At 45.5% G+C, this 25,881-nt stretch carries 23 protein-coding genes, 2 tRNA genes and 1 riboswitch; of the genes, 3 read left to right on the forward strand and 22 right to left on the reverse strand.

Annotated elements, in window-relative coordinates; genetic code table 11:
- Nucleotides 1-39: 39 nt before the first annotated feature.
- From radA to HF966_RS04350, 4 genes are read right to left on the reverse strand one after another with little or no spacing between them, the layout of a single operon-like run.
- Nucleotides 40-1,407 (reverse strand): DNA repair protein RadA, encoded by a 1,368-nt coding sequence (gene radA, locus HF966_RS04335; RefSeq protein WP_168676784.1) that lies wholly within the window; start codon nucleotides 1,405-1,407, stop codon nucleotides 40-42.
- On the reverse strand, nucleotides 1,400-2,275 hold the full coding sequence (locus tag HF966_RS04340) for a metallophosphoesterase family protein (RefSeq protein WP_168676576.1): 876 nt from the start codon (nucleotides 2,273-2,275) through the stop codon (nucleotides 1,400-1,402). Before HF966_RS04340 ends, radA begins: the two co-directional genes overlap by 8 nt.
- Nucleotides 2,276-2,292: 17 nt before the next feature.
- On the reverse strand, nucleotides 2,293-2,757 hold the full coding sequence (locus HF966_RS04345) for an NUDIX hydrolase (protein ID WP_168676577.1): 465 nt from the start codon (nucleotides 2,755-2,757) through the stop codon (nucleotides 2,293-2,295).
- A gap of 8 nt (nucleotides 2,758-2,765) precedes the next feature.
- Entirely contained in the window at nucleotides 2,766-3,305 is a 540-nt protein-coding gene (locus tag HF966_RS04350) for a dCTP deaminase/dUTPase family protein (RefSeq protein WP_168676579.1), read from the reverse strand.
- Nucleotides 3,306-3,529: 224 nt separating this feature from the next.
- Here HF966_RS04350 and HF966_RS04355 point away from each other — a divergent pair, with 224 nt between their 5' ends.
- The 3 genes from HF966_RS04355 (at nucleotide 3,530) to HF966_RS04365 (ending at nucleotide 6,085) form a co-directional block, all read left to right on the forward strand.
- Complete coding sequence (locus HF966_RS04355; protein ID WP_168676580.1) at nucleotides 3,530-3,811, forward strand: GNAT family N-acetyltransferase; 282 nt, start codon at nucleotides 3,530-3,532, stop codon at nucleotides 3,809-3,811.
- Nucleotides 3,808-4,497 (forward strand): ribose-5-phosphate isomerase RpiA, encoded by a 690-nt coding sequence (gene rpiA, locus HF966_RS04360; protein ID WP_168676582.1) that lies wholly within the window; start codon nucleotides 3,808-3,810, stop codon nucleotides 4,495-4,497. Before HF966_RS04355 ends, rpiA begins: the two co-directional genes overlap by 4 nt.
- Nucleotides 4,498-4,660: 163 nt before the next feature.
- Nucleotides 4,661-6,085 (forward strand): aspartate ammonia-lyase, encoded by a 1,425-nt coding sequence (locus HF966_RS04365; RefSeq protein WP_168676583.1) that lies wholly within the window; start codon nucleotides 4,661-4,663, stop codon nucleotides 6,083-6,085.
- 47 nt (nucleotides 6,086-6,132) lie between these two features.
- On the opposite strand, the gene HF966_RS04370 is transcribed toward HF966_RS04365, so the two are convergent.
- The 18 genes from HF966_RS04370 to alr form a co-directional block, all read right to left on the reverse strand.
- Nucleotides 6,133-6,204 (reverse strand) — tRNA-Gln (locus HF966_RS04370).
- 38 nt (nucleotides 6,205-6,242) lie between these two features.
- A tRNA-Tyr gene (locus HF966_RS04375) sits at nucleotides 6,243-6,325 on the reverse strand.
- 54 nt (nucleotides 6,326-6,379) lie between these two features.
- Nucleotides 6,380-7,273: a sulfite exporter TauE/SafE family protein gene (locus HF966_RS04380; protein WP_168676584.1), complete on the reverse strand. Its 894-nt coding sequence runs from the start codon at nucleotides 7,271-7,273 to the stop codon at nucleotides 6,380-6,382.
- A 144-nt stretch (nucleotides 7,274-7,417) separates the two neighbouring features.
- Nucleotides 7,418-9,310: a M13-type metalloendopeptidase gene (locus HF966_RS04385; RefSeq protein ID WP_168676586.1), complete on the reverse strand. Its 1,893-nt coding sequence runs from the start codon at nucleotides 9,308-9,310 to the stop codon at nucleotides 7,418-7,420.
- A 132-nt stretch (nucleotides 9,311-9,442) separates the two neighbouring features.
- Entirely contained in the window at nucleotides 9,443-10,378 is a 936-nt protein-coding gene (locus tag HF966_RS04390) for an ABC transporter ATP-binding protein (protein WP_168676588.1), read from the reverse strand.
- A 2-nt stretch (nucleotides 10,379-10,380) separates the two neighbouring features.
- The gene (locus HF966_RS04395; RefSeq protein WP_168676589.1) at nucleotides 10,381-11,430 is read right to left on the reverse strand and encodes an ABC transporter ATP-binding protein; all 1,050 of its coding nucleotides are present in this window, start codon (nucleotides 11,428-11,430) and stop codon (nucleotides 10,381-10,383) included.
- Nucleotides 11,431-11,445: 15 nt separating this feature from the next.
- A complete protein-coding gene (locus tag HF966_RS04400; protein WP_168676786.1) occupies nucleotides 11,446-12,477 on the reverse strand; it encodes an ABC transporter permease in 1,032 nt (343 codons plus the stop codon).
- Between the two features lie 11 nt (nucleotides 12,478-12,488).
- Nucleotides 12,489-13,406: an ABC transporter permease gene (locus tag HF966_RS04405; protein ID WP_168676591.1), complete on the reverse strand. Its 918-nt coding sequence runs from the start codon at nucleotides 13,404-13,406 to the stop codon at nucleotides 12,489-12,491.
- A gap of 87 nt (nucleotides 13,407-13,493) precedes the next feature.
- Nucleotides 13,494-15,128, reverse strand: coding sequence for a peptide ABC transporter substrate-binding protein (locus HF966_RS04410; protein ID WP_168676593.1), 1,635 nt, complete (start codon nucleotides 15,126-15,128; stop codon nucleotides 13,494-13,496).
- A 181-nt stretch (nucleotides 15,129-15,309) separates the two neighbouring features.
- Nucleotides 15,310-15,969 (reverse strand): amino acid ABC transporter permease, encoded by a 660-nt coding sequence (locus tag HF966_RS04415; RefSeq protein ID WP_168676594.1) that lies wholly within the window; start codon nucleotides 15,967-15,969, stop codon nucleotides 15,310-15,312.
- Nucleotides 15,970-15,978: 9 nt separating this feature from the next.
- On the reverse strand, nucleotides 15,979-16,617 hold the full coding sequence (locus HF966_RS04420; RefSeq protein WP_168676595.1) for an amino acid ABC transporter permease: 639 nt from the start codon (nucleotides 16,615-16,617) through the stop codon (nucleotides 15,979-15,981).
- On the reverse strand, nucleotides 16,617-17,483 hold the full coding sequence (locus HF966_RS04425; protein ID WP_168676597.1) for a transporter substrate-binding domain-containing protein: 867 nt from the start codon (nucleotides 17,481-17,483) through the stop codon (nucleotides 16,617-16,619). The genes HF966_RS04420 and HF966_RS04425 overlap by 1 nt, the downstream gene beginning before the upstream one ends.
- Before the next feature lie 47 nt (nucleotides 17,484-17,530).
- Nucleotides 17,531-18,268, reverse strand: coding sequence for an amino acid ABC transporter ATP-binding protein (locus tag HF966_RS04430; protein WP_168676598.1), 738 nt, complete (start codon nucleotides 18,266-18,268; stop codon nucleotides 17,531-17,533).
- 211 nt (nucleotides 18,269-18,479) lie between these two features.
- A complete protein-coding gene (locus tag HF966_RS04435; RefSeq protein ID WP_168676600.1) occupies nucleotides 18,480-20,285 on the reverse strand; it encodes an ABC transporter ATP-binding protein in 1,806 nt (601 codons plus the stop codon).
- The gene (locus HF966_RS04440; protein WP_168676601.1) at nucleotides 20,278-22,056 is read right to left on the reverse strand and encodes an ABC transporter ATP-binding protein; all 1,779 of its coding nucleotides are present in this window, start codon (nucleotides 22,054-22,056) and stop codon (nucleotides 20,278-20,280) included. Before HF966_RS04440 ends, HF966_RS04435 begins: the two co-directional genes overlap by 8 nt.
- A gap of 86 nt (nucleotides 22,057-22,142) precedes the next feature.
- Nucleotides 22,143-23,093: a YdcF family protein gene (locus HF966_RS04445; RefSeq protein WP_168676603.1), complete on the reverse strand. Its 951-nt coding sequence runs from the start codon at nucleotides 23,091-23,093 to the stop codon at nucleotides 22,143-22,145.
- Between the two features lie 17 nt (nucleotides 23,094-23,110).
- A complete protein-coding gene (locus HF966_RS04450) occupies nucleotides 23,111-24,208 on the reverse strand; it encodes an aspartate-semialdehyde dehydrogenase (protein WP_168676605.1) in 1,098 nt (365 codons plus the stop codon).
- A gap of 38 nt (nucleotides 24,209-24,246) precedes the next feature.
- Nucleotides 24,247-25,359: an alanine racemase gene (alr, locus tag HF966_RS04455; protein ID WP_168676606.1), complete on the reverse strand. Its 1,113-nt coding sequence runs from the start codon at nucleotides 25,357-25,359 to the stop codon at nucleotides 24,247-24,249.
- 77 nt (nucleotides 25,360-25,436) lie between these two features.
- Nucleotides 25,437-25,604: riboswitch (Lysine riboswitch) on the reverse strand.
- Between the last annotated feature and the right edge of the window lie 277 nt (nucleotides 25,605-25,881).

Here is a 25,881-nt window from a genome sequence, read left to right on the forward strand (position 1 = left end):
AATCAGTCACCAGGAATCAGATCCCACATGTTATCCCCTTTAATCTAACGCCAATTGCAAGGCTTCACGCAACGTCGCCACACCAATCACTTGAATGCCGTCAGGTAAAGCAACGCCATTCAAGTTGTTCTTTGGCACAATCGCCCGTTTGAAGCCGAGCTTGCGGGCTTCCTTCAAACGGCTTTCAATATCAGCCACACTCCGAATTTCCCCAGTCAATCCGATTTCACCGACGAAAACATCACTTGGCCGCGACTCTTTATCATGATAAGAACTAGCCAGCGCCACGGCAATCGCCAAATCAATGGCTGGTTCATCTAGCTTGACCCCACCGGCAGCTTTCAGATAAGCATCTTGATTTTGCAACAAGAGGTTGGCGCGCTTTTCCAAAACAGCCATGATTAACGACACACGGTTACGATCTAATCCGGAGGCCGTCCGTTGCGCGTTGCCAAAGACTGTTGGCGTCACCAAAGCTTGTAACTCCACTAAAATTGGGCGTGAACCTTCTAAGGCGACCACGATAGCCGAGCCTGTTGCCCCAGCTAATCGTTCTTCCAAAAATATTTCTGATGGGTTGGCGACTTCAATCAAACCACCGTCACGCATTTCAAAAATCCCCAATTCATTAGTAGCACCAAACCGGTTTTTTACCGCCCGTAAAATGCGGTATTTATAATTACTATCACCTTCAAAATACAGCACGGTGTCCACCATGTGCTCCAAAATCTTTGGCCCAGCAATCGCACCATCCTTGGTCACGTGGCCAACGATGAACACGGAAATGTTATTCGTTTTAGCAATTTGTAATAAATCCGCCGTGACTTCACGAATTTGTGACACAGACCCAATCGCTGAGGTCACATCCGGTTCCTGCATGGTTTGCACCGAATCAATCACGACAAAATCTGGCTGCAACGACTCAATTTGCTTTTTAATTGCCGTCATATCCGTTTCTGGATAGAGGTAAAATTCATCATTGCCCACGCCCAGACGGTCGGCTCGTAGCTTGACTTGCGTGGCAGACTCTTCCCCGGTCACATATAACACGCGACCTTCATGCGCCAGTTGGCCAGAAACTTGGAGCAAAAGGGTGGATTTCCCAATGCCTGGATCACCACCAATCAGCACCATTGAACCTGGAACCACCCCACCGCCTAACACGCGATTTAATTCTTGAAGATTGGTCGCCACGCGCGGCGTCATTTCAGAGGTCACTTCATTGATTTTTTCAACTTTAGCTTGTTGCCCATCTAAACTGACGCGACTTTTCCGATCATTGATGTCTGGGAGTATCTTCTCTTCGACAAACGTCCCCCATTCACCACAGTTGGAACAACGTCCTAGGTATCGGGCCGAAGTAAACCCACAGTTTGAACAAATAAATTGTGTTTTAACTTTAGCGATTATGTCTCTCCTTTAGTTGTGTTAAAAAGTGTTTGGCTTGGGTTTGATACATCAAAAATTTGTCATTCTCACGCAAACTATCACGATCACGTGTGAAACGACCTGTTTGTAACATGCACACGTATTCCGCCGCGAACGGCCAGTCAACAGACTGTGCGCGTGATATTTCTAATTGCGTATCAAAATTCACACGCCTAAAGTCCGTACTCACGACACCAACAACATCATCTAATGTGAGCACTAAGTATTGCGCGACCATCCCTTGGGGGGTAAGTTGATAAGACTGACCGACAGTCCCAGTATTTAGAATGCGATGCATTTGAAAATGATTGTCCACTTGCGTCACTGCATCTGTGCGCATGATTTGCGCATGAATGTGGGCGTAAATCGCCATGTCCGCATCGCGCCCTGTTAACATCTGATTGAAATTTTCTTGTGGCGCATCAGCCAGTAGTGCATCCCCATAATTTTGTGTGGGGGTGTGATGTGATAAGTGAAAATGGCGGCCAAAACGTTCAATCGTTGTCGCAATTGGTAATTGCTGAATTTGTGCGATCTCAGCGACTGTAAATTGCGCATAATCACGTGCCATCCAATTTAAAAATGCAACTTCAGCGGCATCGTCCAAATCAACCGCCGTTGCGCGCTCGTATTCTTGGTAACTCGATTCCCAATTACCTTGTAAAAACACTGTCGTATTTTCTTGATGCAATAGACGATAACTCGCAACCGTATTGGGGCCATAGGTGGCGATGTCTCCTAGCGACCAGAATTCAGTGACACCTTGATTTTTTGCATCAGCAATAACCGCCTCTAAGGCGGTTAAATTACCATGTACATCTGCTAAAACACCTATTTTATGTTGCATATACGGCCCCTTACCAACTATTTCTGATGATACATCAAATGTACTGGTTGCAATGGCAAGTCACGTAACACCGGCTGTAAAACAACAGGTTTCAAATCGTCAAGCGCGGTTGGCGAACGCCATATCACCGCCTGTTCCCAGCCGTCTCTTGCACCCCACTGCGTTTGATTAACCCGCGTGACTAACCAAGTCATGCCAATTTCGGTAACTTGCTTCTCGGCAATAGAAAATAAATTTTCAGTCACTGCTAGCAAGCGTTCAGCACGGACAATGATGCCCAATTCCTCGATAAATTCGCGGACAATGGCTGCTTGGCTTGTTTCGCCAAACTTCACTTTCCCACCCGGTAAAAACACACAATCTTGCTGTGGTGCTGTATTAACGGCAATATTGCCAGCCGCATCCAGCAAGACACCTGTCACCCGTAACTTAAAATCTCGAGTTGCTTGACGTATCACGATATCATTTTGTTCATCAGCCATTTAATCACTTAATTCTGACCTGTTGAGCCAAAGCCACCTTGACGTTGCGCCTTTTCAACCTGATCATCCCCATCAGCTAAGAGATATGGCAAGAAAATCCCTTGACCAATCCGTTCACCTTTTTTAATCACGACATCTTTCACGCCAAAATTAATGAATTGGAAGAAAATTTCACCTTCGTTACTTGGGTTGTTATAATAATCAGCATCAACAATCCCCACCGCATTCGGCATCATGATACGCTTTTTAATCGGTCCGCTTGAACGTGATACCAATTGCAGATACTCGCCTTCGCCCATATAAGCCTTAATCCCTGTTGGCACCAGGACCGGCTTGAGTAGGCCTTGCAAGTCCTCATTGTCATGCACATTTTTTAATTTGCCGAGTGATAAGATGTTTAAGCCACGAAAAAAAGGATTGCTCAATACACTAGGAATCACAATGTCTGCCGATGCTTCAAAATCATAACCAGCCGCTGCTTGCGTACTCCGCTTTGGTAAATTAAGCCCGTCGTTAGCCTTTGTTGAGACAATTTCAAATCCACGCATGATTCATTTAATACCAAGACCAGCCACCGAGACTGCCCGTTAGTATCTTTCCTCCAATAATTGTATTTTTACTTACTCTGTATTATACGGTAAAAAACTACCCATTGCCGGCAATTTTTCGGCGCGCGGCACACCTAATCCTGAGCTCCTGGGGTATAATAAGATAAGTATTGGACTGTCGATCATCGGTTGTCCACCAAATATCAACGAAAAGGAGCAGCATCATGGACTTTCAACACGAACCTGGCCGATATTTTTTGCAAGCAGGCGACAAAACACTTGCTCAAATTACCTATTCAACCATTAATGATGGTCAAACTTTTGCCGTGAATACCACCAACGTCGACCCCTCATTACGTGGTCAAGGGGTTGCGGCAGCACTGCTTGATGCCGTTGTAGACGAAGCTCGGGCCAAGGGGATGACCGTTCATCCTATCTGTTCATATGCCCGGAAAGCTTTTTTCTATAACCCAGCAAAATACGAGGAGATTCAGTACAAACCATGACCCAAGAACAACAAAAGATGCTGGCTGGCCACCATGCCGCGCAATTCGTCCAAGATGGCATGGTCGTTGGCATTGGGTCTGGCTCAACTATTGCGCATGTCATTCAGGCACTGGGTGAACGTGTCGCGCAAGAAAATCTAAAAATTGTCGGAGTGGCCACTTCTGAAAAAACACGCCGCAATGCTGCCCAACTCGGCATTCCTATGTACAACGTTGACGACGTAGAAAAAATTGATTTAACAATTGATGGCGCGGATCAAATCGCTGATGATTTCTCTGCCATTAAAGGCGGGGGCGCAGCACTCTTGTGGGAAAAAATTGTGGCATTCAACTCGTTAGAAAACATCTGGGTCGTTGATGCCAGCAAGCGTGTTGATAAACTCAACCAGTATTTACCCGTGGAAGTCATTCCTTATGGCGCTAATCAATTGTTTAAACGTTTTGCCGCCGAAGGCTTCCAGCCAACTTGGCGATTAGACCAAAACGGTAATCCTGTGCGCACGGACTCGGCTAACTTCCTGATTGATTTACACTTACCAGAAATTGAGCAACCGCGTGCTTTGGGCGATGAACTGATCAAAATGGTCGGTGTGGTCGAACATGGACTCTTCACTGACGTGGTGGATCGTGTGGTCATTGGTCAAGCTGACAATACCGTTCAAATATTAGAAGTGCCCCACCCTTAAAAAGCGTGTTCCCACACGCTTTTTTGATTGGGCTGCGGACCCACTAACATGACATCACGCCACCACCAAGTCCATTATGATGTCATAATAGGTAACATGTTTGACGGGCAGCGCGTGTCATCGATATAGAATATAACCATAGCAATTCACGAAGGAGACTATCATGCGTACCGAAACCGACTCTTTGGGTCCACTTAACATTCCTCAAACTGCCTATTATGGCATTCACACACAGCGGGCCTTGCACAATTTTCCCATCGCAGCCCAAGTCACCCACCCAGAGTTAATTCGCGCATTTTTGGAAATCAAGCAAGCAGCAGCGCAAACCAATGCAACGTCTGGTAACCTTGACCGTTCAGTGGCAAAACACATTGTCCGCGCTACAAAACAGTTACTCACCCAACCCATCACCCCTGACTACTTCCCGATTAGCGATATTCAAGGCGGTGCCGGCACCTCGACGAATATGAATGTCAACGAGGTGATCGCCAACGTCGCTTTGGAACAGACTGGTCGCGCACGCGGCGACTACAGCTATATCAATCCAAATGACCATGTCAATATGGGCCAAAGTACCAACGACACATACCCTAGTGCCGGAAAAATCGCACTTTTACGCTTATTGGCGCCACTATTGAGCGAATTACAAGCGTTAATCGATGCCTTGGGTAATAAAGCCGATGAGTTTTCAGCGACTTATAAGATGGGACGCACCCAACTCCAAGATGCGGTACCGATGACGTTAGGTAATAGTTTTCACGCTTGGCTCAAACCACTCCGGCGCGACACTGTACGTATTTCAACAGCACGTGATGGTTTATATTTGCTCAACATGGGCGGCTCTGCCATTGGGTCAGGCATTAATGTCAGTTATCATTACCAAGTGCATATCGTGCCTAACTTAGCCGGCATCACCGGGCTGCCTTTACAACAAGCGCATGACCTCTTTGACGCCACACAGAACTTAGACAGTTTTGTCGCTTTGTCTGGCACGTTAAAGACACTTGCGATGAGTCTGTCAAAGATTGCCAACGATTTGCGCTTACTGAGTTCGGGTCCGCGTTCGGGTCTATCAGAAATTAATCTCCCTGCCCAGCAAGCCGGATCATCTATTATGCCCGGTAAAATTAATCCTGTGATTCCTGAAGTGGTTAACCAAGTGGCCTTTGAAATGTTTGGTTTTGATGCCACCATTACCGCAGCGGCTGAAGCTGGGCAGCTCGAACTCAATGCGTTTGAGCCCATTGTTTTTCGCTCATTATTTGCCGGCATCGAACACTTAACGGCTGCCATGCATACCTTACGAGTTAACGCCATTGATGGCATTACAAGCAATAAAGCCCGCCTGGCCCAAGATATTGATTTGTCGGCTAGTTTTGCAACAGCGATGGCCCCGATTATCGGTTACCAAGAGGCTGCCAAGATCGCCAAAGAATCCTTGCGTACTGGTAAATCGCTGCGTCAAATTGCCGAGAAGAAAAACTTCTTCACACCAGACCAATTAACGCGCATTTTCCGCGTGGAAGACATTGTGATTAATGCCCGCACCCCAGAACACGGCCTTGTCCTGCACGCCCCTAAATCATAAACAATAAAAATCCGGCATACATGATGATGTATGCCGGCCTTTTTAAATTGCCCCTGCTGGATTCGAACCAGCGCATGGCGGTACCAAAAACCGCTGCCTTACCGCTTGGCGAAGGGGCAATAGTTAATTTATTTCGCCGTTAACTATTAATCGGCTATGGGAGCGGTAGGATTCGAACCTACGAACCCGAAGGAACGGAGTTACAGTCCGTCGCGTTTAGCCAGACTTCGCTACACTCCCATGTCTCAAACAACTATATAATAATATCAAATATTTGCCTCTTTGACAACCCTTTTAGTGAACTTTTTTCCAATTCGTTTTAAATGAGTCACGTAGTAAGCCAACTGCCGTCCATAGTGAGACAACCACAATCAATTTTTTTAATAAATTGATGTCCATACTGGTGAAAAACTTGGCCGCAACAATGACCCCAAGTACCCCACCAATCGTCACACCGGCAAATCCTCGCCATGAAATCCGGTCCATCTTAATCACATTCCAAGCTGTTGTTGGCATAATCAACGCCGCATCTAACATCATTACTGGAAATGCGATTGCTGGGTTCACACCCATCAGCGAGAAAAAGATCAATTCAGGGGCATAATTGCCCAATCCCATGGTCATCAAAATCCCAACACCAAGATTAAACGCGATGCCTAATACGAGCCACCAACCATGTAGCCCATGAACCGTTAGGGCATTGTCAGCACCGGGATTGGTTATCATACGAATAATCATAATCACCACTGCAATAAACAAGGCCCCTGACATGACGCGTTGCACGGTTGGTGCATGCCAATTTTTCGTCACATGTGTCCCAACATACGCCCCTACGACAGCAGCGGTGGTCATTGGTAGTAATGTGCTCAATTCAACCTTCACTGCCGTGATGAAAAATAGCGCCTCGACCATCACCGGAATTGCATGCATCGCATTGAGTGTCCCAGGCAATTGTCGATCATCTTCAACATAATGTGTTGCGCGAAAAGCCGCTGTGGTGGTCGCAAAAGACCCAATCCCTAAGGTATCGCCAAAGTCCGTGAAAAAGCCAATCAGCATCCCTAAACCAAACCGCTCAAAGAGTGGCTTTTTCTGGCCCAAATAAGCTCGGGTTGCTAACACAATCATGATCCCCATCACAATGACGAGCAACAATTGAATAATTAGTAGGATTATCTTTTCATACATGTCGTCTTACTCATTTCAAAAAATCAATACATATTATTGTATCAGAATTCCTACTTGATTTCTCTTTTTCTCTGGCTATACATAAACAGGCCTTTGCCAGCTATGACAAGGGCCTGTTTATGTATAGCATCTCATGATTAACAATCACCAAATCTGCACCCGTTTTGCTGGGTCTAACCACATCTCATCTTTTGGTTGAACGTTAAAGGTGTCAAAGAACGTGTCAAAATTCTTCACTTGAACGTTCACACGCAATTTTGCTGGCCCATGTGGATCTGAGGCCGCGAGGAGCTGCATATATTCTGGTCGCGCCTTCATCCGCCAAATCGTTGCCCAACTTTCAAAGAAGTCGGTGGCAGAGAAATCTGGCTCCTGAGCCGCAGCCGCTAAAGCCGCAGCCAAGCCACCCAAATCAGCGACATTTTCAGACACGGTGAGTTTGCCATTGACTGTCGCCCCATAGGAATCCAAACCATCAAACTGCGCGACAACCCGATCTGTGCGCACTTTAAAGGCAGCAAAGTCTTCGTCCGTCCACCAATTTTTCAAGCTCCCAAACTCATCAAATGACGCCCCATTCGTATCAAACGCATGCGAAATTTCATGGGCGATGACTGCGCCAATCCCACCATAGTTCGCTGATGACGACTGTGCCAAACTATAAAATGGGGCTTGCAGGATTGCTGCTGGGAAGACAATCTGGTTTTGCTGAGGATCATAGTAAGCATTCACCAGGTGTGCTGGCATATGCCATTCGCTGCGATCGACTGGCTGTTGCCATTGGGCCCATTCATGCGCGATTTCCACTTGTCGGAATTGCAACGCTGTTTCGAGCAACGTCGCCCCTGGTTGGACCACCTTTTTGGCCAAGCGCGCCGGGAGTTGTTCTGGATAGCCAATATGTGGCACGATGGTATTTAATTTCGTGATGGCTTTGTCGCGGGTTGCGGCTTGCAACCAGTCATTGGCTTGAAGGCGTTGCTTGAACACCTCAATCATCTTGGCCACTTTGGCTTCAACATCGGCCTTGGCGGCTGGTGAGAACTTTTCTTGCGCATAATAGTAGCCGATGGCTTGGTTGAATGGCCGCGCTGCCAAATAAAAAGCAGCTTTATCCGCTGACATCGCCTCCGGGGTACCCGTCAAATCACGCTGATATTGTCCACCAAGCACACGCACATCATCCGACAAATAGCTGGTAAAATCATTGATAACAGACAGGATCAGGTACGCCTGTAAGCGTGGCCATGCCTCTTCTGAGAAGAATTGGTTAGCCGCCGCCCAGAAGCGTTCTTCAGGCACAATTACTTGATCGGGTGTCTGACCAATCAAAGCCGTTAAAATCGCGTCTAACGGCAATTCTGGGGCTAGTTTCGTAAAGTCTGCCCAGGCATACGGATGATACAACTTCGCATACTCGTGCCCTTCTTCTTGGCTCAAAACGACCGCAGCCGCACGGGCATCAAAGGCCAGATAACGGTCAATTAAATCAGCCGTTTCTGCCTCAGAAAAGCCAAATTTTGGCAGCAAGGCCGTTTGCGCAGCCCGAAACTTTGCTAACAAAGCTTGTCCTTGTTCGTGACCAGGTGCATAGTACGTCGTATCTGGTAGGACCAAACTAATCGCGCTGGCCCATAAGACATTGGTCCGAGCATCTTTAAAATCAGGTCCCACACCAAGTGGCAGCGCATTGGGTAAGCCTTGCTTTTCCAATTCGGCAATATGTTGCGCAAAATCAGCAAACGAAGTGTAACTTTGATATTGTTTCAATAACGCTTGCACGGGTTGGGTGCCTTGTTGGTCACGAGTCGCAAAATCAGTGGCTAAACGATGATACGCAATAAATTGTGACAAAATCGGTGAGTCCGGCAAGTTTTTCCCCGCTTGCCAGTCTGCTGTAACCGTCAGTAACCATTTTTCAATCTCATCAGACAAATCGCTAAAACCACCTGTTCGTGGCTTATCGTCAGGAATTACCGCTGTTTTTTCCCAAGCGCCATTCACTGCGTCATAAAAATCATCTTGTTGTCGTACCATGTTTCCCCACCTTTTTATTAGTAATTAGTTACAATCATACACTAGTTATTGAACAAACACACGTTATTATCATTTTTCTATCATAAAAAAGCTATAACAACTGGTAAACAGTTGTTATAGCTTTTTAATCCCTTAAACCTGTTGCGCTTGATATTGCGCCGCTTCTTCAGGTGTGGCCAAAACAAAGTGACCTGGGTTGACTTCAATCATTTCACGCGTTTTACCGTCAGTTTCGATACTGGTATCGTATTCCAAATGTTGACGTGCCTTTTCCACTTCTGGATCAGGGACTGGAATCGCTGAGAGCAAACTCTTCGTATACGGATGCAAGGGGTGGTTATACACCGCATCCGCAGACCCGATTTCAAGCAATTTACCCCAGTGCATGACCCCGATACGATCAGAAATATACTTCACCATGGACAAGTCATGCGCGATGAAAAGATAAGTTAACGAGTGCTTCTTTTGCAATTCTTTCATCAAATTCACAACTTGCGCTTGAATTGAGACGTCCAGCGCAGAGATTGGTTCATCGGCAATGATGAACTTTGGATCAACCGCTAACGCGCGGGCAATCCCGATACGTTGACGTTGCCCACCCGAAAATTCGTGGGGGTAACGGGTGGCGTGATCTTTGTTCAAACCAACCAGATCCAACAACTCCTGCACCTTTTGGTCACGTTCCGCCTTAGAACTGGCAAGTTTGTTGACGTCAATCCCTTCGGCAATAATGTCGCGCACTTTCATACGCCCATTCAAACTGGCCTGTGGGTCTTGGAAAATCATTTGCGCATCTTTTCGGAACTCAGCGAGTTGTTTGCCTTTTAAATGCGTCACATCTTTGCCTTGGAATAAAATATCCCCAGCAGTTTGTTCGTAAATCTTTAGGATTGTCCGACCAATTGTGGTCTTTCCTGAGCCTGATTCACCCACCAGACCAAAGATTTCGCCTTCATAAATATCAAAACTGACGTGATCAATTGCACGTACTTCATTGGCTTTACCTTGGTTGAAATACAACTGTAGGTCTCTGAGCTCAACTAACTTCTTTGGTGCTTCTTCAGTCATGATTAAGCCTCCTGTCCTTGTATTTCTTGCCAACGGGCCCAACGTTTTTGAATTTGTGCCGGTGGTGTTACTTTTGGTGCGCGTTCATCTAATAGCCAAGTTGCAGCATAGTGGGTGTCGCTCACTTTAAAGAACGGTGGTTCTTCTTTTGAATCAATCGCCAATGCGAAAGCATTACGTGGGGCAAACGCATCCCCCTTTGGTGGTTCTAACAAATCAGGTGGCGTTCCTGGAATGGCTTCCAATGTACCCACAGCTGTATCAGTGGTTGGCATTGAGTTAAGCAAGCCCCATGTGTAAGGGTGTTGTGGATTAAAGAAGATTTCATCCACTGTCCCGTATTCCACAATTTTACCGGCATACATCACGGCAACGCGGTCCGCCATACCCGCCACAACACCCAAATCATGGGTGATGAAGATAATTGAACTTGATGTTTCACGTTGTAGCTTCTTCATCAATGTCAAAATTTGAGCTTGAATCGTCACATCCAGCGCTGTCGTTGGTTCATCAGCAATCAATATTTCCGGATCAGCAGCCAACGCAATGGCGACCACGGCACGTTGCCGCATCCCACCAGACCATTGATGTGGATAATCGTTGATGTGTTCTTCGGCGTTAGGAATCCCAACCCCCTGCATCAACTCCAATGCGCGGGCTAACGCATCTTCTTTTTTCATCTCACGATGCTTCATGAGCGGTTCTGCAATCTGCATCCCAATCTTCATCGTGGGATCCAAACTTGTCATTGGATCTTGGAAAATCATGGCAATTTCATTTCCACGAACTGATTGCCATTCTTCTTCTGTCAAATCAAGCAAATTACGGTCTTTAAACAACAGACGTGAATTATCAGGAATGCTAGCATTTTTGGCATTTAGCCCCATCAATGTCTTAGTCGTCACTGACTTACCTGAACCTGATTCACCAACAATCGCTAACGTTTCACCTTTATTTAAATCAAACGAAACATCACGAATCGCTTGCACTGTCCCAGCATACGTGTTGAAGTTCACGTGCAAATTTTCAACTTTTAAAATCGGATTACTCATTATCTTGCACACCTCTTAATCTTCACTCGCACGTGGGTCAAATGCATCACGTAATCCGTCACCCAACAGGATGAAGGCCAACGAAATCAATACCAACATAGCTGAGGGAATTAATACTTGATATGGGTAGAACTGCAACATCGCTTGCGCATCAGAAATCAATGATCCCAATGACGCTGTTGGTGGCTTCACACCCAAATTAATGGCTGACAAAACAGCTTCAAACATGATGGCACTTGGTACAGTCATCATAATCTGCACAATGATGGTCCCCGCCATATTCGGAATCAAATGCTTAACCGCAATTTTAGATGAACTTTCACCCAAAGTTTTAGCAGCCAATACATAGTCACGTTCTTTCAATGAAAGGGTCATGTTACGCACTTGACGTGCCATGCTGAGCCAACCCGTCATCGCAATCGCCAAAATAATTGACAAAATACCACTACCAAGTAACAAACCAAGCATCGTCACGATAATCAAGTTAGGAATGGATGACAAAATTTCAATGATACGCTGCATCACGTTATCAACCCAGCCGCCTTTCCAACCAGAAAAGACGCCATAGGCCACACCGATTACCAAATCAATCAACGTTGCCACAATGGCTACCAACAATGAAATCCGTAGCCCGACAATCACACGCTTGGCCACTGATCGACCAATATTGTCAGTCCCTAAAATAAATCTTTCCCCATCAGGTACACCTTGTGAGGCATAGACATCTGTCACAGTTGTATCACCTGGTGCTTTGATTTTACCGTCCCAACCTGGAATAGGTAAACCAGAATTGGGCGGTAAGTTCTTATACACACCGACTTTATCGGAATTAAATGCATTCGCTGCCTTTTGTGGGACAAAAATATTAGACACCACGGCAAAAGCTAGAATAAAAATTAAAAACCACATCGAGATAACCGCAAGCTTGTTAAGCTTGAGGCGACGCCAAGCATCTTGCCAAAATGACAAGGCTGGCTTTGAAATATGTTCGTTGGCATCAGAGCTTTGTGCGCCAACGATGACAAAATCTTCAGTATTTGCTGCCATCATAAGCCTCCTTATTGCAAACGAACACGTGGATCAACGATCGCCGTGAGTATATCTGTAATCAAAATCATGAACATTAACATTGCCGCATAAACAATCGTAGTCCCCATAATCACTGGGAAATCCTTAGATGGAATGGACAAGACGAATTGTTGCCCAATCCCTGGAATTGAGAAAATTTGTTCAATCAACGTTGAACCCGTTAACAAACCAGCTGCCATTGGGCCAATCAAAGTCAAGACTGGAATCATTGAATTACGATACGCATGCTTATTGACAATTTCCTTGTCACTAAGCCCTTTCGCCTTGGCTAATTGCACGTAATCCGAGCTCAATGATTCAATCATTTCTGAACGGACAAAACGTGTGGTAATGGCTGCGGGGCTAACTGCCAAAGCAATAGTTGGCAGAATAGTTTCCGAGAACGAATCCCCCCAACCAGACACTGGGAAGATTGGCCATTGGAAACCAAAGAGATAAACCAACACAATCCCCAAAATAAAGCTGGGTACTGAGATACCAAGCGTTGACAAGATGCCCAAAACACCGTCAATCTTATTGTTTTTGTTACGAGCAGATACCGCACCCATGATCAGACCGGCCACAACACCAACCACTAAGGCCTGTGCGCCAAGTGCAGCAGAAACAGGCAAACGTTGGCCAATTAGCATGCTAACTGGTTGGTTTTGATATTGGAACGAAATCCCAAAATCACCATGTGCAGCACCAATAAGATAGTTTAAATATTGCTGCCAAAGTGGTAAGTCCAACCCATAGGTTGCCTTTAATTGCGCCAAAGCATCTGGCGTCAACTTGGGGTTGTTAAACGGCGTCCCTGGCATGATTTGCATCAAGAAGAACGTCGCCGTGATGACCAAGAATAGCGTAAAAACAAGCCAACCTAGTCTTTTTAGAATGTATTTCCACATAATTATGACTTCCTATAATTAACAAAATAAGAATTAACTCTCGTCAATCCTTATTTGCCATTGAATATAATTTAATTATACCAGTGTTTACTTCTTAACTGCGAGTTTCCAGTCTTGGTTCAATCCAGTCGTGTTGATCACAATACCTGTTACCTTAGGATTTTGTAGTGAGTAACCTGAACGGAAGTAAAGTGGGTTAATGTTGCTGTCCTTGAATAAGTCTGCTTCAGCATTCTTGTAATCTGTATCACGTGCTGATTGGTTCAAAGCATCTGTTGTTTCAGCCTTGTTAACCGCTTGTGTATACGCATCATTCTTGAATTGGCCGTTGTTGTATGAAGCGCCATCCTTGAACAAATCATAGAAAGTTGACCCTTCAGGATAGTCACCACCCCAAAGTGAGACAACGATGTCAAAGTTTTGTGTCTGTGAATCCTTCAAGCGTTGTTGGAATGGCACAAACTTTTCGTTAATCTTAAGACCAGGCAATGCCTTTTCCCATGAACCTTGTAGGTAGTCCAACGTTGCCTTTGCAGGTGCTGAGTCCGCATCCGAAGTAACTGTCAAAGTGGCACTTGTTTCGCCGACTTCCTTCAAACCTTCCTTGAACAATTCGGCAGCCTTAGCGGCGTCAAATGTGTAACCAGGGGCCACATACTTGGCCAAGTCTTCCCCTGAAGCTGTCTTAGCCAATGATTGTGGTGCCAAACCAGTCGCTGGTGTTGACACACCTGAAGTCACTTGATCTGTCAATTCTTTACGGTTAGTTGCCAAGTTCAAAGCTTCACGGATCTTGGCATTAGCCAAGAACTTATTCTTACCTGTTTGGTTATATTCCAAGTATGATGTTGTCGCTTCAGGTGCCTTGACAACGTCCTTGTTGTTCTTGTTGGCCTTGTATAATTCAGGTGTGTTTGAAATTGACACACGGTCAATCTTACCTTGCTTGTACAATTGTACGGCTGTTTCGGCCTTTTGAACGACTTGAATGTCAATTTCCTTTGTCTTAACGTTCTTAGCATCCCAGTAATTGTCGTTCTTCACAAGCTTGAACGTGTTATTCGTTCCGTTCCAGCCTTGCACCTTATATGGCCCTGAGTACAATGCCGTGTCAGACGTTGTGGCGTACTTCTTGCCTTCCTTGTTCACAAAGCTTTCCTTTTGTGGCATAAAGTTCGCAAACGTCAACAAATATTCAAATTGTGGCATTGGACGTTCCAACTTGAATGTCAAGGTGTTGCCCTTAGCTGTTACACCAAGTGAATCAACAGGGGCCTTACCAGCCGCAATCTTATCAGCGTTTTCAACACCAGAAGCCAAGTAAGCATACTGTGATGCTGTCTTTGGGTTCACAATACGTTGCCATGTATACACGAAGTCTTGGGCTGTCAACTTTGAACCATCAGACCACTTCAAGCCATCCTTCAAGACAACCGTGTAAGTCAAACCATCATCGGAATGCTTTACTGACTTGGCCAATTCAAGTTGTGGCTTACCCTTAGCATCCACACGCATCAAGTTTGAACCAGAGTTACCAATGATTGTACCTGAATAGGTATCCGTATTCTTAGAAATATCCAATGTTTGGATTGGTGTTGGTAATTGGAATGACAAAGTCTTTCCGTTATTTGTTGAACCACCCCAGAGACCAGCGGCACGTGTCCCACCGCCAACGACAACAACTGCGGCCGCGCCGAGGGCTACCTTTTTCCATGTTTCCATAGCATATATCCTCCCGAGATATAAATGTGTTTGTTTTTTATTCTTGATTAACAGATATTAGTATACCATGTGTTTTTCTCATTCACAACTAATTATTTGTTATTTTTTTGAAATAATAGGTTTTAAAACATTTTTATGAGATTATGTCCATAATCTATTATCCTTAATTAAAGAAAATGGTTTAAGCCAACTTCCGATCAGCCCATCGTGCTACCAAAGACAACCCATAGTTTAAAATAAAGTACACTAAGGTGATCACGGCCAGAACCGGGATAATGTACGTTGAATTTTGGGCATATACAATTTGACCGCGATACGTCATTTCTGACAGCACAATCCCCATCGCCAAGCTCGTATCCTTTACCAATGAAATCAGCTGCGAAATGATTGGCGGAATCATCTTTTTATAGGCTTGCGGCAATACAATGTAAATCATTGTCTGTACATTGCTTAAACCATTGGCACGCGCCCCTTCAAACTGCCCAATATCAATGGACTCCAAGCCCCCTCGCACAATTTCTGCCAGCATTGCAGATTCAAACGTGCTCATGGCAACTACTGTGGCCCAAAAGATTGGTAAATGAATCCCAATCTTTGGCAAGGCAAAATACACAAAGAAAATAATTAACAAAAGTGGTAAATTACGAATGACGTTATTAATCGTTCCCACAAACTTTGAAAAATAAGGCAAGCGTTCAAACTGAATGATGCCAACAACTGAGCCGAAAATGAGACTCAATACCACCGAGATAAGCGATACACCAACCGTGACACCCAAACCACCCAAGAGGTACATCACATTTTGTGGTGTAAAGGCACTAAAAATTCCGATTGTTACCATAATTCCTCCTTACGCTTGCTTGAGCTTACGCTCAAGGTGCTGTATGTAATAACTCAACGGTAATGTAATGATGAGGTACATCACACCCACAATCATGTAAGTGCCAAACGTTTCAAAAGTATTGGCTGCAATCATATTACCTTGATACATCAAGTCCAACCCACCAACAAAGGCTAAAATTGAGGAATTTTTCACCAAGTTGATAAATTGGTTGCCAAGTGACGGCAAAGCCACTCGAAAGGCCTGCGGCAGAATAATGTGCTGCATGGCTTGCCCAAAGGTTAAGCCGTTCGCCCGTGCGCCTTCCATCTGCCCACCTTCAATCGACAAAATTCCTGCGCGGACGGTTTCCGCAATAAACGCCGAGGTATACAACATCAAAGCAATGGTACCTGATGTGAAACCACTCATCTTGACGTATTTTGAGACGACCAAGAAGAAAAAGAAGGTAATGACAAGTAAGGGAATATTACGAAAGATTTGCACATAAATATTGCCTAACTTGCGCACCCATTTTTGCGGCATAATTTGCATAATCGCAAAACCCGTGCCTAAAATCATTGAACCCACCAATGCAATCAAGCTCGACAACAACGTGTAACCAAAGCCCTGCAAAAAAGTGGGAAAATTATCTTGTAGTAATGCCATTACTTTGCCTCCAAACTGTGCCAGTCAAGACCAGGAACGTCACTGAACCACTTTTTAATTAACTGATTATACACACCATTCTTTTTGATTGTCGCCAAGGCTTGGTTGGCTTGGCGAACCATTGGGCCTTGGTGATTATCAAAGGCAATCCCATATGGGCCATGGGTAAACGTGCCTCCTGCAATGTGATAGGCTGGGTTTTCCGTGGCAAATCCATATAAAATGGCGTTATCCGTTGACATGGCCTGCCCTTGCCCACTCTTCAACGCTTGCATCCCCGTAGCATAATCCTGAACGGCCAAAACTTTGGCCTTAGGGGCAAACTTGGCAATCTCTGTTGCTGCCGTTGTCCCAACGACAACAATAATCGTATACTTGGCATCATTCATATCTTTAACTGACTGAATACCAGAGTCTTTTTTAACCAAAATGGATTGCCCCGCATCAAAGTAAGGCTTGGTAAAATCAATAATCTTTTCACGCTCTGGCGTAATCGTCATCGTTGAGACCGACCCGTCAATGTTCGTATTTTTAATCAACTGCATCTTTGATGAGGCAGATACAGGCACAAATTGTGCTGACAAAGGGACACCCGTTTGCTTTGAAATTTGTACCGTGAGCGCTTTGGCAATATCGACGTCAAATCCTTCGGGAACACCCGTCTTGGTATTCATCAAGCCAAATAATTTGGTATCGGCTTTCACACCCCAAACAATCCGCCCTAATTTTTCAACCCGCGCCAACGTGTCTTGGTGTGCGGTATTTTTCTTAGCTGTGGCTGTTGCCCACAATAAACCGAGGACAATAACGGCAGCCAAGACAATGGTTGCAATAATACCAAATTGTCTTTTTCTAGCTTTTTCCATAATGTTTTGTGCGTTTGGGTGACCCCAAAACGCCCCTCCTCTATTTTTTAGTGATGTTCAACTTGACTTAAGAATTTCTTCGCCCGTGCTTCCTTTGGATTGTCAAAGAACGCCTTAGTGGTGCTATCTTCAAGGATTTCACCATCCGCCATGAAAATAACGCGGTCGGCCACCGCCTTGGCAAAACTCATTTCATGTGTCACAACTAACATCGTCATGGATGAATCCTTGGCAATATCTCGCATCACATCCAACACATCACCAATCATTTCTGGATCTAGCGCTGAAGTTGGTTCATCAAACAACAAGGCTTTTGGCTTCATCGCCAGTGACCGCGCAATCGCGACACGTTGCTTTTGTCCACCAGATAATTCCGAAGGCATGTTCGCTGCTTTGTCGGCCAAGCCAACTTTTTCCAGCAATTCCATCGCAATCTTCTTATTTTCCGCTTCGTCACGCTTCAACACCAAACGCGGTGCCAGCATGATGTTTTCTAGCGTTGATTTATTGTCGTATAGATTAAAGTGCTGGAAAACCATCCCAACATTCTTCCGGATACGATTCATATCCGTTTTTGGATCGTGCAAATCAAAGCCATTGACAAGCAACTGGCCTTCTTGAATCTCTTCCAAGCCGTTGACGGTACGAATCAATGTTGATTTTCCTGACCCAGAAGGCCCAATCAACACGACAGTCTCGCCTTCATCAATCTTTAAATTGATGTTTTTTAATGCATGAAAGTTGCCATAATACTTTTCAACATTTGTGAATTCAATCATTGACATGAGTAAATTTCTCCTTCTTCTCGCAAGTGCTTTCACACGGCACACGGTCTCGATACAAAAAAAAGACGCCCACAAATCAATACGGCAGCGTATTGTTCGTTGTTTGCCTCATTCTGCTCTATCTTCAATTGTAGCTGGTAACCGACACTTTAATACATTCTATGACAGAAAACATGACATAATAATGTGAGTTTCTTAACATTTCACCCGGTCAATCAAACGCCATGTCATCGCCTGACATCCCCTGTAAACGGTACAAATCATAGTAGCGGCCACGTTGTGCCAGTAAGGTATCATGTGTGCCGTGCTCCACAACTTCGCCATGATCTAACACGAGAATTAAATTCGCATCTTTGATGGTTGATAAGCGGTGCGCAATCGCAATCGTTGTCCGATTCTGACGCATTTTCCGAAGCGAGTGTTGAATCAAGACTTCCGTCTCCGTATCAACATTGGCGGTGGCTTCATCTAAAATCAAAATTTTTGGATCTTTGACAATCGTTCGGGCAAAACTAATCAGCTGCTTTTCCCCAGCTGAGAAGCCTGAACCACCTTCTTGTACTTTGGCATGGTATTGACCGTCCAGCTCATCAATAAAGGTATCTGCCCCAACAAATGCCGCCGCCTTAATAATTTGGTCATCGGTAATCGTGTCATCATACATCCGGATATTTGAGGCGACATCCCCGTAAAACATAAACGGTTCTTGCAAGACTAACCCCATTTTCTGGCGCAAATCCACCGGATCAATATCGCGAATATCCTGCCCATCGAGCAAAATTTCGCCACTTTGAAAATCATAAAAGCGCATCAACGTGTTAATCGTCGACGACTTACCCGAACCCGTATGCCCAACCAAGGCCACGGTATCACCGGGGTTTGCCGTAAAGGTTAAATCCTTTAAGATGGGATGTTGCCCATCATAACTAAAGTTGACATGCTTGAACTCGATTTTCCCTTGCGTAATTTGCTTATCTGCGCCTGGATTTTGCGCTGGTGCATAAGTATCATCATCCAAAATACCCAAAACGCGATAACCAGAAACCAACCCTTCTTGGAACGGACTAAACAAGTTCATCACATTTTCTAGCGGACTAAAAATGTTATTTAAATAGGTGGTAAACGCATAAATTACCCCAGCTGATACGGCCGTGGTCATCGATAGCACGCCAAAATACCAAAGTACTAACACCATAGCACCGCCCAGCATTAAGTCAATCATGGGTTCGAGTAACAAAGCATCAGCTTTAATCATTTTAAAGCGTGCATTGAAATATTCGCCATTGACCTTAGCAAAGGCCGTTTTAAACCGATCTTCTTGATAAAATTCTTGAATCACATCAATACCGGTAATACTTTCAGCAATTTTAGCATTTAAATGCGACAAACGTTCGCGCATATGACGGAACAGACTTGATGAAAACCGCTGATAGACCACGACCGATGTGACAATAAAAGGGACCACCACTAACATGAGTAGCGTCGCTTTCACACTCACCGTCAGCATCCCAATATAGGCACCAATCATACTCATGACCACAAAGGTCAGTTCCATGAAAAACCGCCAAAAATCAGCGAGTGACGCGGTATCATTGTTCACTCGTGTCACCAAAGAGCCGGCTGGCACTTGGTCAAAGAAGCGCATCCCAAGTGTGTGTAACTTCCCAAAAACCTTCACCCGAATATCCTCTAACGCATATTCAGCGGCCACCGTGAAATAGTAGGCATTCAGACCATCAGTAATGGCCTGACAAATCCGAATCGCCGCGACTAACAAGGCAAAACACCACATAATCTGAATGGTGACATGGTTGCCTTGATGTAGGTAAGTTGTCATATAATACGCAATCACACGTGGCGCAGCTGCTTGGAGTAACGCAAAGACACCCCCAATTGCAATGGCGACGAAAAACATGTTACGAAAAGGCTTTGCCGTTTTCATCAACGTCGTCACGACACGAAACTGTTCTTTTAGTGGGATACTCTTAGCCCAAACTGATTCATTATTTTCAGACATCCGTGCCCACCTTTCCATCTAACTTTTCTTCAATCGCTGTTGCTAATTGTTGTTGACGAGACATCTCGGCATACCAGCCGTTTTGCGCCATTAATTCAGCGTGCGTGCCCCGTTCCTTAATCCGACCTTGATCAAACACAATGATCTCATCGGCGTTCATTACCGAACTCATCCGATGCGCGGCAATGATGGTGGTCTTCCCTTGGCGTTCGGATTTCAAAGCTTGTAGGATCTGCTTTTCCGTCCGTGCATCAACCGCTGACAAAGCATCATCTAAAATTAAAATTTCTGGATCAATCATTAACGCACGCGCAATCGCCAAGCGCTGCTTTTGCCCACCAGATAAACTGACGCCGTGTTCACCAACTTCCGTATCATAGCCGGCCGGTAATGCTAAAACATCGGCATGAAAGGCCGCATTTTTTGCCGCAGCTACGACAACCGCCTGCGATGCATTGATATTAGCAAACCGAATATTATCGCGTACCGTTGTGGAAAACAGGAAGTTTTCTTGCGCCACATAACCAATGGCCTGTAAGTACGCGGCAAAAGTGTAATCTTTAATGTCCGTACCGCCCACTTTAATCGTGCCCGTGTAGCCGTCAAATTGACGCAATAAAAGCTTCAACAGTGTTGTTTTCCCCGAGCCAACGCGACCGACAATCCCTAACGTTTCACCTGCCTTAACTGATAATTTGATATTTTTTAGCGCTGGGCTAAGGGTATCATCATCTGGATAACGAAAGGCCGCCACGTCAATCTCCAAATCACCCGTCGCTCGTGTCGTGATGGCATCTGGCTTTTCAACCACGGCCGATTTTTCTGCCAAAATATTTTGGACACGAATATAGGACGCATTGCCACGCTCTAACACGTTAAATAACTGACCTAACCCAAACATCGGCCAAACGAGTAAGCCAAGATAGGTCGAAAATGAGACCAATTGTCCAATTGTAATTTGCCGGTCAACGACCAGCGATCCACCGTACGTCATCATAATGACATAGCTAATGGTCATAATCAGTGTCGCCATTGGGCCAAACATCGCATCAATTTTAGCTACCCGCTTATTGATTTGAATCGTTTCTTGCACTTGCGCTTCAAAAGCAGCAGCATCTTGCTGTTCTTGACCCAAAGTCTTGATGGCTTTAATCCCAGCAATTGACTCTTGGGATTTGTTCGATAAGCGTGAAAAGGCTTCTTGAGACGCCGTGAACGCCGCGCGAATTTTAGGCGATAAATACCGTACGCCAAGAATCAACAACGGTAAAGGTAAGATGCCAATTAGCGTCAAACGCCAATCCACGACCAGAATCATCGAAGCCACCGTGAAAATAATAACCACGACAGAATCAACAAGCATTAAAATACCACCCGATGCCACACGTTGGATGGCTGACAAGTCATTGGACGCATGTGCCATTAAATCACCCGTCCGATGCCGCTGATAAAACGTTGTATCCATCGCCATGTAGTGGTCAAACAACTGTTGTCGCAATGTTTTTTCTAGTAACGCTGAACCCTGAAAGATATGGGTAATCCAAGCATAGCGAAAACCATACATCAGCAGTGAAAAAAGTAAAATACCGCCAGCATAAAACACAAGACTCCCCAGCGTCAATTCTCGGCGCACCACTTGGTCTGTAAATTGACCGATAAGTGCTGGCGAGACCATTTGAGAAACTTCCGTTAAGAATAAAAAAGACAGCCCTAGAATATAAAGCCGTTGATGCGTCTTAAAAAACCACATGAGTTTACCAAATATACTCATATACACCTCCCTTTTAACCATTTTTATGTCATTTAATCATCACTTTTCACATCGCCACATCATAAAAAGCATTATAGCATACTATTTTATGGAAAAAAAATCACTTTTACCCCGGCCAAGATCACCCAAAGTAGGCCAAATAACACTTGGCGCCGCTTGTGTAAGCTCATCACACCAGCAAATTCACGCAAAAACGCTGGCAAGCGATGTCGCCAAACCGATACGCCACCGCGACCAACGGCTGAAATCCCCTGGATTTGGGCGAGCAAAGCACCCCGAAAAACGTGGTAATCACTGGTGTAAAAAGTCATTGGTGCCCCAGCAAGCAGATCTGAGCTATAGCGCAAGTTTTGCTGCGTATTACGTGATTGATCTTCCAACCGTGTCTGTGATTCTGGTACGCCATAGTGTGATACAGCCCGATCACGCATCGCTTCAGCTTCACTTCGTTGCTGATCCTCACCTTGTCCACCAGAAAAAACGATGATTGGAAATGTTGCCATTTGCCGTGCATCTTGTACGGCTGCCCGAATACGCGCATCGACAATCTTACCGACATGATAGCCATCCGCCAAGCCACCACCCAGTACCACTAAAGGCCCCGACTGAGGCGCTTGAATCACCAAACCATAGCAAATACTACTGATCAAAAATCGACAAAATTGCCAAACAAAATACAGCAACAACCAAGGCGCAGATAAGCGCCACCAGTGCCATGGTGATAAAACAACTAAGCTCAATAAATAGCTCCCAATCACTATCGGTACAATTAATTGCCGTGATTTTTTCCAGCTATACCACGCCATACTTAACAATAAAATGGCGCCTAACAAACTTGCCACCACATAGCTCATCAGCAATACATGTGCCATGATTGGCGCAGCCGTTGGCCACCAGTGCTGACACAATAAAATCACGCTCAATACAATAAAAACCCCATACGTACCGATTGCCATCGTCGCGGGGTTTTTGTGTAATTGGCAGCCAAATGCCACCAATAATAATCCAATTGTTACAAGATAAATGACGGTTCCCATAGCCTTATTGTATCACGTTACTCACCAACAAATGGGTTTGTTGCTATATCTGGCACGCGCACTAAGTCCAGAGCCACGAGTCGTTCAGCGATTTGCACCGTGTTCCATGCGGCACCTTTGAGCAAGTTATCTGAGACCACCCACATATGAAAAGCATCGTCCACTTCCAAATCCGGCCGCACCCGACCAACAAAGGTTTCGCGCTTGCCCGCCGCATTGACTGGTTGTGGGTAAAGTTGCTCAGCTGGGTTGTCTTCTAGGACCACCCCTGGCGCTTGACTCAAGACTTGTTGAATCCCTTCCGCCGTGGCCCCAGTACCAGTCGTTGTTTCAAAGTAAACCGTTTCCCCATGGCCAATTGGCACCGGCACCCGCACTGCCGTACCGGTGACTTTCACGTCACGGGAATCCTTGTCACCAAACATAATTTTCTTGGTCTCATGAATCATTTTCCATTCCTCATGCGTGTACCCATCCTCTTCAAACACATCAATTTGTGGCAGCAAATTGTACGCTAAAGGATAGTGCTTGTCAGCGCCACGCACCGGTAAAACAGCTGCTATGACTGGCTCTCCCGCATTATAAGCCGTCGTTTGCGCCACCAATTCGTCCCAACCAAGCTGACCTGCGCCAGAAGCGGCTTGATACGTTGACACAATCACCCGTTCTAGGCCATACGCCTGACGAATGGGTTCCAAAGCCACCACCATTTGAATCGTTGAGCAGTTTGGATTGGCAATAATGCCTTGATGCGCTTGTAAGGCTGCTTCATTCACTTCGGGTACGACAAGTGGTACGTCATCATGCATCCGCCAATAACTCGAATTATCCACGACGACAGCACCGCGCTTCACTGCCTCAGGGGCAAAGCGCTTTGAAACTGAACCACCACCTGATGCCAAGACCAAATCCACCCCATCAAAACTTTCTGGCGTGGCTTCTTCAACCGTCACTGGTGCGCCTTTAAACATTAAAGTCGTGCCAGCTGAACGTGCGGAAGCCAATAACTTCAGTTGACCAACCGGAATCGTTGATTGTTCTAGCTGTGATAGTAAGCGCGTCCCAACCGCGCCAGTTGCCCCCAAAATTGCCACATGATAAGTTTTTTCTGTCATTTTATGCTCCTCAATATTTCAGTTTGTTATGCAGTGTCCTAATCAACTAACACTCGGTGCAACCGATCTTGCATCCCCGTCATAATTTCCCAAGGGGCCAAGCCCGCATGTTGGGCGACATCTTCCAAAGTGTTTTCTAAGTCGCCGTCACGCCCGATCAAAGTGACTTTGGTGCCGACTGGGTACGCCCGTGGTAAGCGAATCATCATCTGATCCATGGCGATTTGGCCAACTATCGGTGCGTATTGGCCATCAACAATCACGTTAAAGCCGGTCAATTTGCGCAACCACCCATCGCCATACCCAATCGGTACTGTGCCAATCCATTCATCTCCCGTGGTGGTATATTTATGAGAATAACTAATCCCTTCACCCGCCGGCAATTGCTTCACAAAGTTCATTTCACTGCGCAAAGCCATGACTGGTTGTAAGTCATGCCCATCAGCCAGTTCACCACGAGACGGTTCTACGCCATACAACACGGTGCCGACACGGACCACCTCGTGCGGCACTTCATCAGCATGATACATCGCAGCGCCAGAATTGGCCACATGATAGTATTCTGGTTCGGGCAACCCATCCGTCAAATTATGCCAACGCGCCAGTTGCATCTCAAAATAAGCCGTATTAGCCGAATCTGACTCGGCAAAATGGGTCGCTAAGCCCACATAATCAAACAGGTCGTGATGTGCTTGGACGTAAGCAATCGCTTCAGCTAATGCCGCGCGATCACGGAAGCCGATGCGCCCCATCCCCGTATCAACGCCTAATGAGACATGCAAACGCTGTTCTCCGGACAAATACGTTGCCGCTTCCTTCAACCAATCAAGCGACACAACGGTGGCCATAATATGTTGGACGGCCATTAATTCCGCATATTCTGCTGGGGAAATGCCTAAAATTAAAATCGGCGCTGTTAGCCGCTCATGACGCAAGGCCAATGCCTCATCAATAATCGCTACAGCCAGTCCGTAAACGCCACCTGCCACGGCTGCTTTCGATGTTGGGATTAACCCCAAGCCGTAAGCATTAGATTTAACCGCCAAAAAGATTTTGTCGGCGCCAGAGGTTTTTTTCACGACAGCGACATTATTTTTTAAAGCCCGTTGTGATATTTCAATTTGTGTGGGCCTTGTAATTGCCTCTACCATAGTCACACCTTTTTCTCATAAAATAAAAATCCGTGGCTGCTAGGGGGCAGTCACGGATCGCAATAAAAAACGCTTATCTCCGTCATAGCACCCCGCATCCGCGACAGTCCATTGGCTCTTAACCAATGGCCCAGCTAACTAACCTGATAGTGTCAGTGCTTCGGCCATATCCCCTTTTACTTGTTTCAGCGTATCTATCAATACTCCACAAGCGACTCTTGTCTATGGCAACCTCTATGATTTTCTCATTGTTTTTATTTTATTCTAATCTATTTATTTTGTCAAATGATTTTAAAATTATTGTTTTTTCAGCATATGGCGTGAGCATGGCCATGACAGCTTGACGCTCTGACGTTACCCATTGCCCATACCAATACAAATAGGGGCGTAACTCGCGATATTGCGCCGGCGCCTGATGTGCCCTACTCTGCAACCAACGTTTAGCGATCGCACAGTATACTTGCCAACATGGTAAGTCCATCTAAAGATGTGACCGTCAGTCCGGTGCGAGCGCTGATTTGA

It is taken from the genome of Leuconostoc holzapfelii, assembly GCF_012396485.1.
Lineage (GTDB): Bacteria > Bacillota > Bacilli > Lactobacillales > Lactobacillaceae > Leuconostoc > Leuconostoc holzapfelii.